Source organism: Paraburkholderia sediminicola, from assembly GCF_902859805.1.
GTDB lineage: Bacteria > Pseudomonadota > Gammaproteobacteria > Burkholderiales > Burkholderiaceae > Paraburkholderia > Paraburkholderia sediminicola.
The window spans coordinates 301,600-317,654 of record NZ_CADIKC010000006.1; the positions used below are offsets into that span (position 1 = coordinate 301,600).

The window sequence follows — 16,055 nt, forward strand, 5'->3', positions numbered from 1 at the left end:
GTCGGCTCCTGAGTCGGTGTAGATCAATCAGTCAAACAGTTGTAAGAGCGGCGTCGATGTATCGACACTCGCCAGCTCGGGAAGAAAAACAGGGGTTCCGATCGGCAGAAATACGCCGAAATCAGCCAGGCCAGCGTTCGCTTCGAGTGCCGAGGCTTGCGGGGCTGTCGGTCACAGCGAGGCCGACCAGGTACGCCTGATTCGTGTCGGCGAATGACGGATCGATTTCGCACGACGTGTAGATCTTCTGCTTTGCCTTCGTCAGTGCGACGAGGTCGGTCGTCGGCGCGATCTGCGCATACAGGCCGAGCTTTCCGGCGAGCGGGCCGGTTTCATCGCGGGTTTCCAGTGCGATCACGTCACCGTATGCCTTGAACGGACTATCAGGGATGATGCCGCGGTAGTGTTCGAGGTTCAGCCGTGCGCCGTACACGTCGGGGTTGTAGTTCTTCGCCATCTGTACAAGCGATGCGCGATCGATGCTCCGGCCATCGCTTGTTGCGCCTTCGACAGCGATGCGGAAAAACTTCGTTGCCGTATGCTTGACCGACCCGCCGGCGCCAGTCGCCGCCACGGAGCCGATCGCGAGCGCTCCGGCGCCGAGATGGCCGCCGATGAAATCGGAATGGTTGAGAACGCTACTCACGGCGAGCGTCGCCGCGTGCGCGTCCATCGTGAAAGCGAACGCGATCGCCGCAACAGCGAACGACATGAGCGACAGCTTGCGAGATTGCATGTATTAGGTCTCCAGCGGGTTTAAAAGGTTGATTCGGCGTGAGTTCATATCTTGCGTTTACGAGCGCTTCGGCTCAACGCTTTGCGTTTGTTTTAGGCTTGGATACAAACGCTTAGGCGTGCTTGCGCGCGCGCGTCGCGAGAAACTTGGGGCCATGCTAGAAACCGCTGATATCGCCCCTGTGCTTGAATCGAATGCCGACCCACGCCGTATAGCCCGCGCGCTCTACTGGCAGGGTTGGCGCGTCACGTCGATCGCGCGTCATCTGGAAATCAAGCGCGCGACAGTCGAAGCGTGGAAACAGCGCGACGAATGGGACAAGGCGACGCCGATCGAGCGCATCGAGTCGTCGTTAGAAACGCGGCTCGCGGTATTGATTGCCAAGCAGGAAAAAGACGGCCGTGACTTCAAGGAGGTCGATCTGCTCACCTATGAGGCGAGCCGCAGCGAGGAAACCGGGCACGCGGATCTTGCATGGGCATGCCTGCACGCGCTCGGCAATGAACCGCTAGAGGGCATTACTGCCAACAACACAGGCTTTATGGAGTTCTCAAATTGAGCAAACGCAGACACAACCACACGCACGCCGCAGCGCCGGCGCCGACCGCAGCTCAGCCAGCGCGGGCCGAGGCTTTTACATTCGGCGACCCGATGCCGGTTATGGATCGGGCCGAAATTCTGGATTACGTGGAGAGCTGGTCGGCCGGCGAATGGTTTGAGCCGCCGGTGTCGTTCGCGGGCCTGGCGAAGTCATTTCGCGCCGGCGTGCATCACAGCTCCGCGATTTACTTCAAGCGCAATGTGCTGTCATCCACGTTCATTCCACACAAGTTGCTCACGCGCGAGGAATTCGACAAGTGGGCGCTTGATTTTCTGGTGTTTGGGAACGGCCCGATAGAGAGGCAAAAGAACCGGCTCGGCGGTACGCTCGCGCTCAAGCGAGCGCCGGCGAAGTACATGCGTCGCGCGACCGATTTGCAGCGTTTCTTTCAGATCAACGGCATACAGGAAAAGCACGAATTCGAACCGGGCGTGATCTTTAACTTGATGGAACCGGATATCAATCAGGAGGTGTATGGCCTGCCCGAATATCTCGGCGCGCTACACGCGGCATGGTTGAACGAGTCTGCGACGCTGTTTCGCCGGCGCTACTATGAAAATGGATCACACGCCGGCTTCATCCTGTATATGACGGACGCAGCGCAGAAGCAGGAAGACGTTGACGCGTTGCGCGAGGCGTTGAAAAACAGCAAGGGACCGGGGAATTTCCGCAACCTGTTCATGTACGCGCCGAACGGCAAGAAGGAAGGGATTCAGCTCATCCCGGTGTCCGAGGTCACGGCGAAAGACGAGTTTTTCAACATCAAGAATGTGACGCGCGACGACCTGCTTGCGGCGCATCGCGTGCCACCGCAGCTTATCGGCGTAGTGCCGAGCAACACGGGCGGGTTCGGGGCCGCAGACACGGCTGCCGAGGTATTCGGCGCCAACGAAATCGAACCGCTACAGCGCCGCTTTACGCAACTCAATGAGTGGATCGGCGATGAGGTCGTGCGGTTCAATCCTTACAGTATCAAGAGGGCGGTCGCCGCAGCTTGAGCAGCATACAGCCGACCGCGACGGGCCGTGTCCGACCCGTTGTTGACGGTGGCGAGGTCACGTCGATCTACCGGATACCGGTCATTTAGAACGTCAGCGCCTTCCGCCCGATGCTATCTTCCAAGTGCGCAATCTCGTCCTCTGACGGCACAAACATGCGAGTCGCAAATTCCGCCTCACTCGGCAGCCGTTAGACGAGACTCGCCCTATAAGTATCTAGATAACCGTCGAGCAGCTCTAAATCCGTCACTAGCTCCTTGACACTCTTATATTCGGTTTCTGGATCGAGAAGAACGAGAACCGATTTTCCAGAATTATGAGCTTCTGCCCCCCGCTTTTCGCCAAGTGCATCCAACCGAGTCAAAAGCGTCCCGGATAAATCAGAAATCGACAATCCGATTGGCGTAAACATCTTCGCAAAATTGTGCTCTTTTATGCCGTTGTTTTCCTTGATTATTTTGTAGAAATATGAGAATGCAGCACTAAGATTCTGGCGAAATATGCTTTCAAAATCACCTTTAGAAGTACCCGAGACTTTTTCGCTTACTGGAACGCGGTCGGAATGCGCGGCCGCGATGAATGCCGTCGGCTTATAAAATTTTCCATGCAACTTCCAAGTGTCCTCCGCAGCGCGAGCAATAGCCTTTGCCCACGCCTCAAGAAAATGCTCGATCTCTGCGTGCGAGAGCAGCAAGAAAGCCCGAGTATGAGTATGGACTTGGAGTTGATCGGGATAGGTACCACCCGGATCGAAGGCCGCCGGCAAGAAAACTTGGCGGATTTTTTCGATCTCGGTCTCAAGATCTATCCAGCGAGCAGTGGCAGCCATTATTTAGTGACGTCCAGAGCGGCGAGGCGTCTTCCCAGCGGCAACAGGTTCCCTTTTTTCAGTCGCCTTTTTTACCGCTATCTTTTTTGCAGGCGCCGCTTTTGCCGCTGCCTTTTTTGCAGGCGCCGCTTTTGCCGGTACCTTTTTTGCAGTAATGTTCTTTGTCGCGGTACTGGCCGCGCCTGCATCAGCTGCCGTCGTGTTGGGTATTAACGGCGGCGAAATATCGGCACCCGAGATTTCAGAAATAGCTGCCGCCCAAATCTGCAGTCGCGTGAATGTATTCCCTGCGCCGGCAGTATCACTTTCCACTGCAGCCAGAAATCTAGAATCTCCCGCGAACAAGGCCTTGTAAGATTTTACTATAGCAGTGCCTTTACCCGCCAAGGCAGCTCTAACGGACTTTTTAGATTGAAAATATATCAAGGCGTCAAAAACCGCACGATTAAATTGCCGCGAATCGGGTTTTCTCGCTATCGTATCTCCAAAGATCTCCGAGAGGCTCGAAACCCCTGCTTCAAATTCACTAATTGCAGCCACAATCTTCGGCTCGTATTGGTCCCAATCCTCATTGAACGTCTCGAACGCGTAGTCCAGGAACGCTTTCAATCGCCCAGGATATCTTGGCGCAAAGAATCGGAATGCAAGAAATCTCGCGAGTATCTCAATGTCCCGCATGCGGGGGTCTGGATCGGTCAGACCAAGGATTTTCTTAATCCCCATCGAGTTGCTCGCTGCCTCATCGATAAAGGTAGAAAAGGCACCCGGCTGCAAGGCTTGCCGAAGCTCTTGCGGCGAGAGCTTTACGCTGCCCGTATTAAGTCGCAAGAACACGGTATGAAGGAAATTCGTATCACGCCAATTACGAATGACGACCGTTCGGATGGGCTGGTTACAAAGGGCATTGTAGTCTGATTCGAGCGAAGGATCAGTGGCCAACGCTTCGAAGGTTTTCCGTTTTAGGTCTTCGCGTAGTGTGAGAGAGGACAGCGCAAATCCATTGTTTTCGCCGGCACCTTTCCCCCAAAACTGCAAGATACTCAATAGCCGCTGCTTACCGTCCAAAACAATAAATTTACCGCGCTCTGTTTTCACTTCGGCAAGAACGATTTGAGGAATCGGCAAACCAACTATTAGAGATTCGATAAACCTGCTCTTTCGATCCTTCTTCCACGCATCACGCCGTTGAAAACCGGGACTCAGCTGAATATTTTTACGTTCGAGTTGGGAAACGATTGTCTCTGTAGTCCAGTCGTTTCCGCTGACGACCGCTGCTACTGACCGCGGATCCAACGCCTCTGAAACATCCTGGTCCTCAAACTCGTCGTCGAACTCTAGCTCTGCAGGCTTCTGAGTGCCCATCGGGTGTCCTTGTATGAATGATAAAGATCCTCGGTGGCGCCATCATCCCTGACGAGCTTGCTCTTGTAAACAAGGCGCGCCACTTCCGCTCGAAATCGGTTCGAGCCGATTCCGCGTTCGCGGTTGACCCAAGTCAACCTGAAAGCTGCAGTTCGCGAACGGAAGCTGTGGCCGTACCGCGTCCCACACCCGAGATCGGAGATCGCTTTGGGCGCACGCTGCAAGCAAAAAGCATAGGATGACATGGAGCGGCTCATCGACGTCGCGTGGTTTCAACGGCCTGCTTCCACTCGGAACGGCCATCCTCTATTACGCGGGTCCTAACGAGGCGCCACCACCACGCGAAGCGTGCCAGGCGCAGGGCGATTCGGGCCGTTAATGTGCGTCGCAATCCTGCCAATGCCGCGCTCAATCGCATACGTCAGGGTTGTGAACGGCGTGTGCACCCAAGCTTCGCCATTTGCGCGAAGTAGCTCCGCGTCTGCTTCTGCTGGCGACTGAATCGAAGCCACGACCGTCAGTCCAGCGGGCTGGCCGTCAACGTTCATTGCGGCAGGTTGGTTATTCCGACCGTCGAAGATCGGGGTAGGTGGCGTGACTTGCCAGCCAGCATCCTCTAAGAGGTGCCAAACCTGCTGTGCGACGTCGAAACACTCGGGGTCGTTTCGTAGATAGACAATCTGAACGCTGCCTGCGGTTTCGCCTCGGAGCGCCTCTAGAAACGCGGCGCGATTGAACTGCCGCGGTCCGACCTGTGCACGGAGCTGCTCCAACTTGAGCACCGCAGTTGCAGTAGACTCATTTGACTTTGCCGCCAATGCGTTCGCTGCAGCTATACGCTCATCGGATTCCCGCTGAGCGACGGCGGTCACTTCTCTGCTGACGATTGCCCCGAGGAGCCCGGAGATTGCCGCCACGGCGCCACAAACGGCCGCGATCCATATCAACCAAACAGATGCTGCGTCCCAGAACTCCAGCGGCTTCCCCCATACTTGCATTTGGCTAGTCTCTCTTCGCGTTCGACAATTGTTAGAGATCGCCTTCGTCAATCTGAACGACGAACGGGGTGGCAACGTCGACCGGCCCATTCGGATCGTAGCGCCCGCGACGATGCCCGACCATCTCGCGTACCCGGGCCCCGATCCTCGCCTGCTCTACACCATTACTTGAGTCGTATCGGTCGATCGCCTCCCTATCTACAACGACAACGAACGGAGCGTTGCGTCGCGGCGCATCGTCAGGCCCGACGACTGCCCAGGTGACGACGACGTGGTTCGGACGACTGCCCTCCTGGAATTCAACATCATCGGGAAATTCGCCTCGAAGGATGGCCTCGATCCATTCGGACTCGCGGGACATATTAACCTCCGTGTGTGCATTTCGAGGATCGTAGCATGGCGGCCAGACTGCCTCAGACAGCAATAAAGCCAAGACGCGCCTGTCAGAATATTGGAAGGAAACAACGATCCACATAGCGTAGCGGCGTCGAATGATCGTGGGTCGCCAAACCCGACAGTGCGTGGCGGCTCTCGATTCGTTTGACCGCCTCATGACGGGCCGGCCGTGATCCAACAGCGGGGTGGGGGACCAATGTGGCCACTGGTCGGCCCTACGGGCCCTTGGTGGTTCCGGCGGCTTCCGGATCGCAGTCCCCCTCCCCGCCTGCCCCCCTCTTGAGTCGATAGATTTGATGCAGCAGGCCGCCGGCCCCCACAGCACAAGTCTGCACCGGATTCGGGCCTGTCTCAGAGCCGATCGAGTGCTGCAATGCGATGCGCGCTGCCGGTATTCCTCCGGATTGACCGCGCGGCTGCACCGTCGCAGTTCAGCCGGGGGCTGCCAGTGCCTGACCGACGAATTTGTCCTTCCAACTTTCCGAGTTATTCATAAAGGAAACATTTGGCGAGATTGACGCGAGGTCAAAGTGATTGCTGTACAAGCTAGGTTGCTCATGCGCTTTACAAGTCTAAGTGAACAGCAAGCAAACTATTCATTTAACACATCTCGGATAAGGCGGAACGTCGCGAATCCGGCAATTCCTAATCCGATGAGTATGAATACTGCAGCGATCGGCCATGGGCCGCCCGCACCTGGCCATGACAATAGAGTCGCAATTCCCACGCCAATGAAAATCAACCCGAAAATTATTCCAGCAATGAAAGCGAAAGGTTGGTGCCAATAATTTTTGTCTCGAAATAAAATTTTCGGGACAAATATTGAATATGCATCAAAGCTTCCGTCCTCTGCACCAAATTTGCCTGTCACTTCTGTCGCCATCCCCTCAAACGATGGCGCTGGCTTGCTCAACGTCATTCGAACCGAGATCATAACGGGCAAGCCAGTGCGGGCAGGTTCGCATTTATAATTGGCGAGAAGAAAAATAATGTTCCGCATCTCTCCTGAACTATCACTCCGGTCGGCAGGATCTTGGCGAATTTCCTGCGCGTCGCCATTTATTTTGTACAGAGACATATCACCTTCCTTCTTGCAAACTTTACCTTCTAAATTGGAGTGCGAATCGGGTTTTATCAGGTTGCTAGAAGATTTCTCCCCAGTCTCACACAGCGTCTCTACTCGGCCTAAGACAAAGCTGGCAAATACACCCTGAACATGATTTTCAAGTCCCTAATTCGCGAATTTTCGTCTTCTATTCCATCGCTAATCTTCTTGGCGTCAGATTCTTTCCAAACAATCCACGGGTGAAGTCTGATTTCCCATGATCCCACTGGACATATATTTTCGATCAACGCTCCGTCAACAAATGCGGTTGGCTGCCCTGATTGGTGCGGACCAATATTGCCTAGAATAATGGGGGGGCGTTTATATTTATCTCCGTTGGAGTATGTTTGTTCAGGTGTAGCGACGATCGCAGCTATTCGCGCAAAGCCATCGGCCGTCTGAATCCTATCAATTCCGCTCGTTTGAAGAATTTGACACTTGTTCCCAAACGCTAAACCAAAACCTTTCAGTCGGACATCCTGATCGAAGAATATTGACCGGTCAATATCGAAACGAAGCAATATGGGTTGATCTGTAGGGGACTTAATCGCTTGATCGAAGACGTCTCGATTGATAATCCCGTGTGCTTTGTTGGACCACGGTTGAACTAGCGGAACAGTGATATCAAACGATGTTTCCCTTTCGGACCGACTATTTACGCCTCTTCGCGCCTTTAACACCCAGACCACAAATGCATCGAGCACTACTAGATCAATTTTCGCGGGAGCCGGGGCGGGAGACCAACCGTAAATGGACTTTAGACCCACATCGAGAGCAATCGCTCTATCCATTGCTTCGGACATTTCTTCTTCGATTATTGTTTTTAAATTTCTAACTCGTTCCGTATAATTATGCGCATTACCTGACTCTTTGTATCTTGAATAATACGAGGCCTGATACTCTCTTACACTGCTCCAGCGGGCTTTGATCAATTCAGCTAACCGATCACCAGCCGTCAATTCATGATCTAGCCCGACGCTTCGCCCCTCTGAAATGGCTGCGAAGCCACTGTTTAGAGGTGCCGTAGTGCCAAACGCCGTTGCTGCAGAGTCTTCGCCCTGCTTCTCGGCTTCCTTTGCCGACCTTAAAAGCTTGATTTTTTCAGCCTCCTCGTCAATGGCCGACGTTTTAATAAATAACTCATAGTCCATTATTGACTTGACGGCCAGGACTTCCAGCTCGCGAATCTCTCGGCGTAGTGCCATGCATTTCTCGATCAAATCCCCAAGCTTGTCGATCTGCGTGGAAATCAACAAGGGTTCGAATTTATCCGCAGCGGCCTCCCTGCGAGACACTGAAATTGGCGTTATAAAAATTTTGTCAAGCACTCCCTTTTTCACCAATAATTTCTTCAATTGCGTCCAATCCGCCGGCTTAGGTTGGATGGGCTTAATGTTCGTATCCATGATTAACGTTCCCGGTTATCATCAGAACTACCGCGAATTGCCTCTTTCAAGTATTCGTACGTCTTGTAAATAATCTCAGCCCCAATGTATGCAGCCCCAAGAGTTTCCGCGACGACAGAACCTGCCACTGCCGCAATTGGTGCGCCGGAGATTTGCTCCATGACTTGTGCGGGTGGCGTACCTTGACCTGGTCCACTTTGTTTCCCGTCCCATGGGCCCATTTGAGGCGTTGGTTGCTGAGCCTGCCCGGTTGGATTATCAGGAGTGCACGTCATTGGCGCAGGGGAGTCAGTTAATAGAGTTCCTTGCTGCGTCTGCAAAAGTTCGGCGGGGGATGTTCCGTAGCCGTTTAGCACGCCATTTATAATCGGATCCTTCGGTCCCTCAGAAGTCGCATTTTTTGGATCATTTTTGGAGTCTGAAACGCCAATGCCGCCGCGGGAAGAGTCAAGTTCAGGCGAAGGACCGCCTGACAGTCCTGACGGTGCTCGGCCAGTTCCCGGGGTGGGCGCCGTTGGCGCATCGCTCGTCCTAGTACTCCCTTCTGGTTCGGCTGAATTAACCATCAATTTGCTTCCAGCGGGTGACTTGGCCAGTGAGCGGAATTCCCCGCGCGATTGTTCAACGACTAGATCAGTTCTAGTTCAGGAAAAGTGCGTTTTAAGAGCGCACTTATCATGTGGACACAGGCGAGCGTCGCTATAAGGACGATTCTTGGCGCTACAGTACGTATAACTACGTCCGAAAAGTTGGTCAGATCAAGGTGCGCCAACGCAACATAAGCACGCTGAACTAGGTGCCTGACTAGAGGATAGGCGTCGCTCGGTGGAGCGGACCGCCATTTTGTAGCGAATTTTGGTGTCCTTATGCGCGCTCGGGATGTACGCTCAGCGTCAACCTCGGCGGCCCTATCGCAGCAACACCCGCCTGAGCGACCGACCGCTGGCGTCGAGAGCTGCCAGTCGCGCCACGATGCCGGCACGATCGCTGGCGATCTCTGCTAGATTGCGATTAGGGGCAGAGACTACCGGGACGGCCGCCGCGCGGAGGTCGCCTGCATGCTTCTGTGCCATCAAGAAAAACATGGTGTGGCTGTAACAGTTCGCCACCGTGCAGCCATCCACAGAGCTGCGCCGATCACCCTAATGCGCCAGCCGTACGGGCGGAACAGGGCGGGGACCAAATGGGCGGCGACAACCAGCATGACACCGACGCAGATAAGCAGCACGCGCTCCGCGGGCCACCCGCCCCGCTGCCACCGACAGACAGGCGGCAGTCACCGTGACCACAAGTGCAATTGGCGCTGGTTGTGCTCTCATTGGCATGGTCATTTTGATGTACATCTCTCCCCCGGAGCTTATTAAAGGTCGAACTGCAATTCGGTGTTGCTTCGCCTCTGCCGTTTGGGTATGGGCAGTTCGGGCGGGAACATCTCGAGCTTCGTGCGATATGTGTGACCGCACGTCACGTCATCGCACTGGAAGTCAATCTCCCAATCCGTCTCCGATTTCTTTTCCATCGCCCGCGCGATGCCGCGAGCGCCGCATTGCGGGCAAGCGATCGTGAACCTCACGGCCGGCTCTCCCGATTCATCGTCGTTCGCGCGTTCACCGCACCGCGGAGCATCGGCGACGGCCGCACTTGGAGCGACACGCCTTCGCGCGGCCGGGATGACGCCGACAACGAAAACAGGATCTCGAAACCTGCTGGCGTGCGATAGCCGCAGTCTTCACAAACGAAGTACATGCGCCGCAAAGTTGTCGATAGACTTTCGGTATGGCGCGCATCAATTTCACCGCCGCAGCACGGGCAATCGATTTTCATTTGTGTCATGGAAATTTTTTGCTCTACAGGTTCCGTTGACCCCATTTCTCGCCTCGCCCTTCCCCGCTGACGCTGATTTCATTGCCGCGATTCAACTGCGCAACGGGATCGGCCACCCCTGGCCGAATGCTGCGCGTACAGTTATTGACACGAGTCCGAGTGCTCGCGGCTTCGCCGCTGCGCTCAACCTTCCGCCACTCGTAGCGAGTAGCCGGAACAAAAATCTCTGTTTCCTTCGAGTACGCACACATACCGTCCACGATGTAGGCAACGCCCGTCGCTGCAACGCCGTGTGATACCTTGACCGGCGCGATCCCGTAGCGGCCTTCCCTGTGCTGCGTGGTGCGCTTCACGTAAATGAGGCGTTCTTCGCCTGCAACACCACCCATGGCCCGCGCGTATAGCGCCCAATCCGCTTTATGGGTATCGGTCTTCTGTGCCGCGTGCCATGCCGCCACAATTGCGGGGGATTCTTCAGCGGTCGGGAGGTCTTCAGCCTTCACACGCCGCAGCTCACGCCACACGCCAACAGGCGCACCGCCGAACTGCTGAAATTGGCGAATGCCCCACAGCGCGGCCCAAGCTTCCACGCGTTGCGATGGTGTAATTTCGTCTTCGCCCCACATATCCGCCTGGACGATGTAGCCCTCTTGCGTCTTGTGGTCGCCGACCGCATGACCGTCGATGTTCTTGGCGATGTACTTCGCGATGTAGCCAACTGCTGAACCTTTGGCGCTGTCGATTCGCTCAAACTTCACACGCCGTTCCTGCGCCCCGGCCTCGTTGCCCGAATCGCGCAGGCCGTGGGCGCGCATCACAGCGCAAACGCGGTCTACATCGTTCGAGAAAATCAGGCCGTGCCAATGCGGTGTAGCGTCGTGATGCGGCTCTGCCACGCGCATGCCGAAATACGTCACGCCCTCGCGCTTGAGCTGCGCGCGAATCCGCGCCCATACCTTGCGCAAATACACCTGTCCGTCGCGAGCCGAGGCGCCGCTGTATTTTTTGTTCGGAATGAACCGGGTGCCGTTGCCCAATTGCCGGATGGCGTGAAAACGGCTCGGGCAAGTGAGCGTGAACATCACGCCTTCAAAGTGGGCTGCGACTGCCAGATCTTCACAGCCGCGAAGGCGCGTCATCAGCTCGCCGCGCTTAAGTGCCTTGTTGGAAATGCTCTTTGCTGCCAGCTCGGCGAGCGTGAAACGGTGGCCGAGTTCGTTTTCCAGCGTGACAGCTTCAAGCGTGGCCGCGTTACGTCGGTTCTGCGCAATGCGCCGGCGCACGGCTTCATCGCTCGCGTACGGTTCAGCCTTGTAGTGAACGTAATGCAGGCGGATACCGCATCACCCCCACTTTCCATGCCGCGCTCGGCGAAATCTATACGAATGTATCGACGAACGGAAAGGTGGACTCGTGGCGCTACTGGCAGACGACGGCAGGACTTCAATACTTCCTTTCCAAATCGACAGACGTCTACATTGACTTGCTGTACCAACGCGCCACGAACGCAGTTGCGCAGATCGAGGGGGCATCCGGCCCGTCGAGTAGCCACACGCAATTTATTGCCGTCACAGGCATCCGTCACAAGTTCTGACGATCCGGCGAACGCTCAGAAGTTTCCTGATGTGTTCGCTGTTGTGATGTTCAGAGTCGGCGCCGAACGAACAGAAAGCCGGTCGGCGCGAGACATGCCATGCAGTCGCTCCGACCGAAGCAGTCAAGGCCTCGTGACATCAGTGAATTCGTGCGCCGTAGGAGTGCGTAGGCGCGGCGTCACGAAGTCGAGAAAAGCACGCAACTTCAACGGCAGCGGCGCTTGTCCTTTATGCACGAGATTGATAGGCAATGGCGCCGACTCAAAAGTGTCGAGCACGACGCGAAGTGTGTTGTCACGTATGGCGTCTGCAACCTGGTAGGACAACACACGTACTAATCCAACTCCGAGACTCGCGGCAGCAATAGCTGCCTCCGCCGTATTGACTGTTAGCCGTGAATGAACCGGCACGGACAACTCTGACTTACCGCTCCCGAAAACCCAGGCGCGCACGGACTCGAGGACCTCGAAGGTAATGCACTCATGGCCGGCGAGATCGCGTGGGTTTGTCGGCTCGCCATGAGTTGCCAGATACGCCTGACTCGCACATACCACCCGGCGAACCGTTCCAACTCTCGTCGCCATGAACGTGCTATCTGGCAGTTCGCCGATCCGGACCGCGATGTCGGTGTGTTCGTCCATCAGATGCACGACGCGATCCGTGAGCACGAGACTGATGTCGATCTCCGGATAGTGCGCTAGAAAATCCGCAACCACCGGTACGACGTGCAAGCGCCCGAAAACGACGGGCGCGGTCACCACGAGCTCGCCTCTAGGCGCGGCGTATTCTCCAGTCGCGGCGCGCTCGGCCTCCCCAATTTCTTCGAGAATGCGCCGGCAGGCTGCCACGTATGAGCTCCCGGCATCCGTCAACGAAAGTTGTCGCGTCGTGCGGTGAAGCAGACGCGTCTTCAGATGAGACTCCAGGTCCCCAACCTTGCGGCTGACCGTTGCCAGCGGCATGCCGAGGCGACGCGCGGCAGCCGACAGACTGCCCGAATCAACGACAGCGACAAGGATAGACATGGATTCAAGACGATTCATGAACTCTATCAAATAATGGAAGGATGATTCCTAATCCTGATGGATTCTCTTTGTTTATGCAAGCGCATACAGTTCGCAACTGAACCCTGGTTCGCAGCATTTTGCTGTCGATGCCGGAGAGATCGAACTAACCGGAGAACACCGTGCGCGGCCTGCCCACTACCCCCGAAATTGCAACACCGCCCGCGGTAGCGTCGCGCGGCAGGATCGCCATGATGGCGATCATCGCTGGCGCGGTGATCACCAATATCTATTGCACCCAGCCGATCCTGCCATTGATCAAAGCGGGGCTGGGGGTCGACCTGACGACGGTTGATCTGGTCGCCGCTGCGGCGTTGCTCGGTTTCTCTACCGGGCTCGCGCTGCTGTTGCCACTCGGCGACCGCTTCGACCGGCGCAAGCTGGTGCTTGGCCAGATCGCACTTGCCTTCGTTTTCGCCGCCACCGCGGCAATCTCGCCCGGTATCTGGACACTGATTGCGGCGTCCTTTGGTCTTGGCATCGTCAGCTGCGTGCCGCAGCAACTTGTGCCTTTTGCGGCCGTCATGTCGCGGCCGACCGAGCGAGGGCGTAACGTCGGGACGGTCGTCAGCGGCATCATGGTCGGCATCCTGCTCGGCCGCACGATCGCCGGGCTGGTTGGTGCGGCTTATGGCTGGCGCGCGGTCTACGGCATGGAAGCGGCGTTCATGGTGCCGGTCTGGATCGCTGCCGCTTCGCTCCTGCCGCGGGGTGTGCCCTCCACGAATCTTTCCTACGGCCGGCTGCTCGCTTCGCTGTGGCCACTGGCGCGGGACAATCGTCCGATTCGTGAATCGATGCTTGTGCAGGCATTGTTGTGGGCCTGTTTCAACGCCTTCTGGGTCAATCTGGCGGCGCTCCTTGCCAGCGGACCATGGCATCTTGGCAGTGCGTGGGCGGGTGCCTTCGGCATCATCGGTGCGGCCGGCGCGTTTGCCGCTTCGCTCGGCGGGCGTGCCTCCGACCGGCTCGGGACCCGCACTGTGGTTGGGGCCAGTATCGGCATCGTTACGCTTGCCTACCTGCTTCTCTCCGGCGCGAACTCCTCGCTTACGTTCCTCGTGATCGGTGTCGTTGTGCTCGATATCGGCGTGCAGGCCGGATTGGTATCCAATCAGACTCGCGCCTTCGCAGTCGATCCGAAAGCTCAGGGCCGCATCAACAGCCTCTATATGACCGCCACCTTCTTCGGCGGCGCCCTCGGCACAGTGGTCAGTGGCTGGCTGATGACCCACTTCGGCTGGACGGGCATCGTCGCCTTCGGTATCGCGCTCGGGCTCGTCGCTTCGGCATTCCACCTGATCGGCGCTCCTCGCCGCACAGGGGCACCGCAAGGTCCGCTTCCCGACGCACCAATCAACGCGGGGCAAATCACATCGAACCCGGATTGAAGTAATCCATTGAGAACCTGGTGACAGGAGTCAGCGGGTTTTGCACGAGTTGACGCGGGCAGGATGGCACTGAAAGATCGCACCGACCCCGCCAGGGACGCGCTAGTTACTCAAGCGCGTACCGCCAATCTACCTTTTAGGAGAGACGTATGAGCGAAGCAGATCAAGGCGCCACGCGTGTGCGCGAGCTGAGTCATTTCATCGACGGTCAACGCGCCACTGGCGTGAGCGGGCAGTTCGCCGAGGTATTCGATCCGGCGCAAGGCCGTGTGACGGCCCGCGTGCCGGTCGCAAACGCAGCTGAAGTCGACGCCGCCGTCGCCGCTGCAAAAGCCGCGTTCCCGGCCTGGAGCGAAACTTCGCCGCTAACGCGTGCTCGTTTGATGTTCAAGTTCAAGGAACTGCTTGAGGCGCATAGCGACGAACTCGCCGAGCTCATTACGCGCGACCACGGTAAGCTGTTTTCGGACGCGAAGGGCGAGGTGATGCGCGGTATCGAAATCGTCGAATTCGCGTGTGGCATTCCGAACCTGCTCAAGACCGATTTCACCGATCAGATCAGCGGCGGCATGGACGCCTGGAATCTACGCCAACCGCTCGGCGTGGCGGCGGGCGTCACGCCGTTCAATTTCCCGATGGTGGTCCCGTGCTGGATGTTTGTGATGGCCGCCGCGACCGGTAACACGTTCATACTGAAGCCCTCGGAGCGCACGCCGTCGGCATCGATCCGCCTTGCCGAGCTGTTCATCGAGGCGGGCTTTCCGAAAGGCGTCTTCAATGTCGTGCATGGCAGCAAGGCCGTCGTCGATGGGCTGATCCAGCATCCCGATGTGGTCGCGATATCTGTCGTCGCCTCGACGCCGGTTGCTGAATACATCTACGGCGAAAGCGCAAAGCGCGGCAAGCGCGTGCAGGCGCTAGGCAGCGCGAAGAATCATCTCGTCGTCATGCCCGACGCGAATATCGATCAAGCCGTGGATGCGCTGATCAACTCGGCGTACGGCTCGGCGGGCGAACGCTGCATGGCAACCTCAGTCGCAGTGGCGGTTGGTCCTATTGGCGATGAGCTGATCGAGCGCCTCGCGCCGCGTGTGCGCTCGCTCAGGATGGGCAGCGGCATGGAGGAGCCCGGTCTGGACATGGGCCCGCTCATCAGCGCCGCGCATCGCACGAAGGTGTTGGGCTATATCGACGCGGGCATCGCGGCAGGTGCGAAGCTCGTCGTCGATGGCCGCGGCCAGACCGTGCCGGGCCGCGAAGAGGGTTTCTTTCTCGGCGGCTCGCTCTTTGACGACGTGAAGCCGGATATGAGCATCTATCGGGAAGAGATTTTCGGGCCGGTTCTGTCGGTTGTGCGCGTGCCTGATCTCGCGAGTGCGATCGCACTCGTCAACGCGCACGAACTGGGCAACTGCGTATCGCTTTTCACCTCCGACGGCGCTGCGGCGCGCGCATTCTCCCGGCAGATTCAGGTTGGCATGGTGGGCATTAACGTGCCGAGTCCGGTGCCGTCGGCATGGCATTCGTTCGGGGGCTGGAAGCGATCGCTGTTCGGCGATCATCACGCGTACGGCGAAGAGGCTGTGCGCTTCTACACGCACTACAAGAGCGTCATGCAACGCTGGCCCGACAGCGTCGCCTAAAGTGCGGAATTCGCAATGCCTGTGGTCAGGTTCGCCGACCCGGGCATTGCAACACCTCTCTTTCATCCGATAACGCACACGTAACTAGTAATGCCAAGCCTGCTGAA

General features: G+C 57.1%; 15 protein-coding genes and 1 pseudogene. 4 read left to right on the plus strand and 12 right to left on the minus strand.

Going from position 1 to position 16,055, the window contains the following annotated elements; genetic code table 11:
- Positions 1-27 precede the first annotated feature (27 nt).
- Together R8871_RS22290 and R8871_RS22295 are read right to left on the minus strand one after the other, a co-directional pair.
- Positions 28-129, minus strand: a complete 102-nt coding sequence (locus R8871_RS22290) for a tail protein X (RefSeq protein ID WP_175052549.1) — start codon at positions 127-129, stop codon at positions 28-30.
- The gene (locus tag R8871_RS22295) at positions 122-736 is read right to left on the minus strand and encodes a GPO family capsid scaffolding protein (protein ID WP_175052395.1); all 615 of its coding nucleotides are present in this window, start codon (positions 734-736) and stop codon (positions 122-124) included. Before R8871_RS22295 ends, R8871_RS22290 begins: the two co-directional genes overlap by 8 nt.
- A gap of 154 nt (positions 737-890) precedes the next feature.
- Between R8871_RS22295 and R8871_RS22300 the strand changes: the two genes are divergently transcribed.
- Entirely contained in the window at positions 891-1,295 is a 405-nt protein-coding gene (locus R8871_RS22300; protein WP_175052396.1) for a terminase gpP N-terminus-related DNA-binding protein, read from the plus strand.
- Positions 1,292-2,335 carry a phage portal protein gene (locus tag R8871_RS22305; protein WP_175052397.1) on the plus strand — a complete coding sequence of 348 codons (1,044 nt, stop codon included), beginning with the start codon at positions 1,292-1,294 and terminating at the stop codon, positions 2,333-2,335. The genes R8871_RS22300 and R8871_RS22305 overlap by 4 nt, the downstream gene beginning before the upstream one ends.
- A 190-nt stretch (positions 2,336-2,525) precedes the next feature.
- On the opposite strand, the gene R8871_RS22310 is transcribed toward R8871_RS22305, so the two are convergent.
- The 10 genes and pseudogenes from R8871_RS22310 to R8871_RS22355 all read right to left on the minus strand — a co-directional run bounded on the left by R8871_RS22310 (position 2,526) and on the right by R8871_RS22355 (position 12,893).
- The gene (locus R8871_RS22310; protein WP_175052398.1) at positions 2,526-3,164 is read right to left on the minus strand and encodes a HEPN domain-containing protein; all 639 of its coding nucleotides are present in this window, start codon (positions 3,162-3,164) and stop codon (positions 2,526-2,528) included.
- A gap of 3 nt (positions 3,165-3,167) precedes the next feature.
- Positions 3,168-4,526, minus strand: coding sequence for a DUF262 domain-containing protein (locus R8871_RS22315; protein ID WP_175052399.1), 1,359 nt, complete (start codon positions 4,524-4,526; stop codon positions 3,168-3,170).
- A 320-nt stretch (positions 4,527-4,846) separates the two neighbouring features.
- On the minus strand, positions 4,847-5,524 hold the full coding sequence (locus tag R8871_RS22320) for a hypothetical protein (protein WP_175052400.1): 678 nt from the start codon (positions 5,522-5,524) through the stop codon (positions 4,847-4,849).
- Positions 5,525-5,555: 31 nt separating this feature from the next.
- Complete coding sequence (locus R8871_RS22325; protein ID WP_175052401.1) at positions 5,556-5,885, minus strand: hypothetical protein; 330 nt, start codon at positions 5,883-5,885, stop codon at positions 5,556-5,558.
- A 627-nt stretch (positions 5,886-6,512) separates the two neighbouring features.
- Positions 6,513-6,998 (minus strand): hypothetical protein, encoded by a 486-nt coding sequence (locus R8871_RS22330; RefSeq protein ID WP_175052402.1) that lies wholly within the window; start codon positions 6,996-6,998, stop codon positions 6,513-6,515.
- 107 nt (positions 6,999-7,105) lie between these two features.
- Positions 7,106-8,431, minus strand: a complete 1,326-nt coding sequence (locus R8871_RS22335; protein WP_175052403.1) for a hypothetical protein — start codon at positions 8,429-8,431, stop codon at positions 7,106-7,108.
- Between the two features lie 1,360 nt (positions 8,432-9,791).
- Positions 9,792-10,004, minus strand: coding sequence for an ogr/Delta-like zinc finger family protein (locus tag R8871_RS22340; RefSeq protein ID WP_175052404.1), 213 nt, complete (start codon positions 10,002-10,004; stop codon positions 9,792-9,794).
- Positions 10,001-10,300 carry an ogr/Delta-like zinc finger family protein gene (locus tag R8871_RS22345; protein ID WP_322789520.1) on the minus strand — a complete coding sequence of 100 codons (300 nt, stop codon included), beginning with the start codon at positions 10,298-10,300 and terminating at the stop codon, positions 10,001-10,003. Before R8871_RS22345 ends, R8871_RS22340 begins: the two co-directional genes overlap by 4 nt.
- Positions 10,279-11,592: pseudogene (locus tag R8871_RS22350) on the minus strand (replication endonuclease); the annotation flags it as partial. The pseudogene R8871_RS22350 and the gene R8871_RS22345, both read right to left, overlap by 22 nt.
- Before the next feature lie 380 nt (positions 11,593-11,972).
- Positions 11,973-12,893, minus strand: coding sequence for a LysR family transcriptional regulator (locus tag R8871_RS22355; protein WP_175052405.1), 921 nt, complete (start codon positions 12,891-12,893; stop codon positions 11,973-11,975).
- A 143-nt stretch (positions 12,894-13,036) separates the two neighbouring features.
- Between R8871_RS22355 and R8871_RS22360 the strand changes: the two genes are divergently transcribed.
- Together R8871_RS22360 and R8871_RS22365 are read left to right on the plus strand one after the other, a co-directional pair.
- Positions 13,037-14,305, plus strand: a complete 1,269-nt coding sequence (locus tag R8871_RS22360; RefSeq protein WP_322789521.1) for an MFS transporter — start codon at positions 13,037-13,039, stop codon at positions 14,303-14,305.
- Between the two features lie 149 nt (positions 14,306-14,454).
- A complete protein-coding gene (locus tag R8871_RS22365) occupies positions 14,455-15,948 on the plus strand; it encodes a CoA-acylating methylmalonate-semialdehyde dehydrogenase (RefSeq protein WP_246287642.1) in 1,494 nt (497 codons plus the stop codon).
- Positions 15,949-16,055 lie beyond the last annotated feature (107 nt).

Excerpts from the sequence above, each read along its gene's own strand:
- R8871_RS22315 (WP_175052399.1), bottom strand. The coding sequence starts at position 4,526 with ATGGGCACTCAGAAGCCTGCAGAGCTAGAGTTCGACGACGAGTTTGAG.
- R8871_RS22330 (WP_175052402.1), bottom strand. The coding sequence starts at position 6,998 with ATGTCTCTGTACAAAATAAATGGCGACGCGCAGGAAATTCGCCAAGAT.
- R8871_RS22345 (WP_322789520.1), bottom strand. The coding sequence starts at position 10,300 with ATGGGGTCAACGGAACCTGTAGAGCAAAAAATTTCCATGACACAAATG.
- R8871_RS22335 (WP_175052403.1), bottom strand. The coding sequence starts at position 8,431 with ATGGATACGAACATTAAGCCCATCCAACCTAAGCCGGCGGATTGGACG.
- R8871_RS22320 (WP_175052400.1), bottom strand. The coding sequence starts at position 5,524 with ATGCAAGTATGGGGGAAGCCGCTGGAGTTCTGGGACGCAGCATCTGTT.
- R8871_RS22325 (WP_175052401.1), bottom strand. The coding sequence starts at position 5,885 with ATGTCCCGCGAGTCCGAATGGATCGAGGCCATCCTTCGAGGCGAATTT.
- R8871_RS22310 (WP_175052398.1), bottom strand. The coding sequence starts at position 3,164 with ATGGCTGCCACTGCTCGCTGGATAGATCTTGAGACCGAGATCGAAAAA.
- R8871_RS22355 (WP_175052405.1), bottom strand. The coding sequence starts at position 12,893 with ATGAATCGTCTTGAATCCATGTCTATCCTTGTCGCTGTCGTTGATTCG.
- R8871_RS22365 (WP_246287642.1), top strand. The coding sequence starts at position 14,455 with ATGAGCGAAGCAGATCAAGGCGCCACGCGTGTGCGCGAGCTGAGTCAT.
- R8871_RS22295 (WP_175052395.1), bottom strand. The coding sequence starts at position 736 with ATGCAATCTCGCAAGCTGTCGCTCATGTCGTTCGCTGTTGCGGCGATC.
- R8871_RS22300 (WP_175052396.1), top strand. The coding sequence starts at position 891 with ATGCTAGAAACCGCTGATATCGCCCCTGTGCTTGAATCGAATGCCGAC.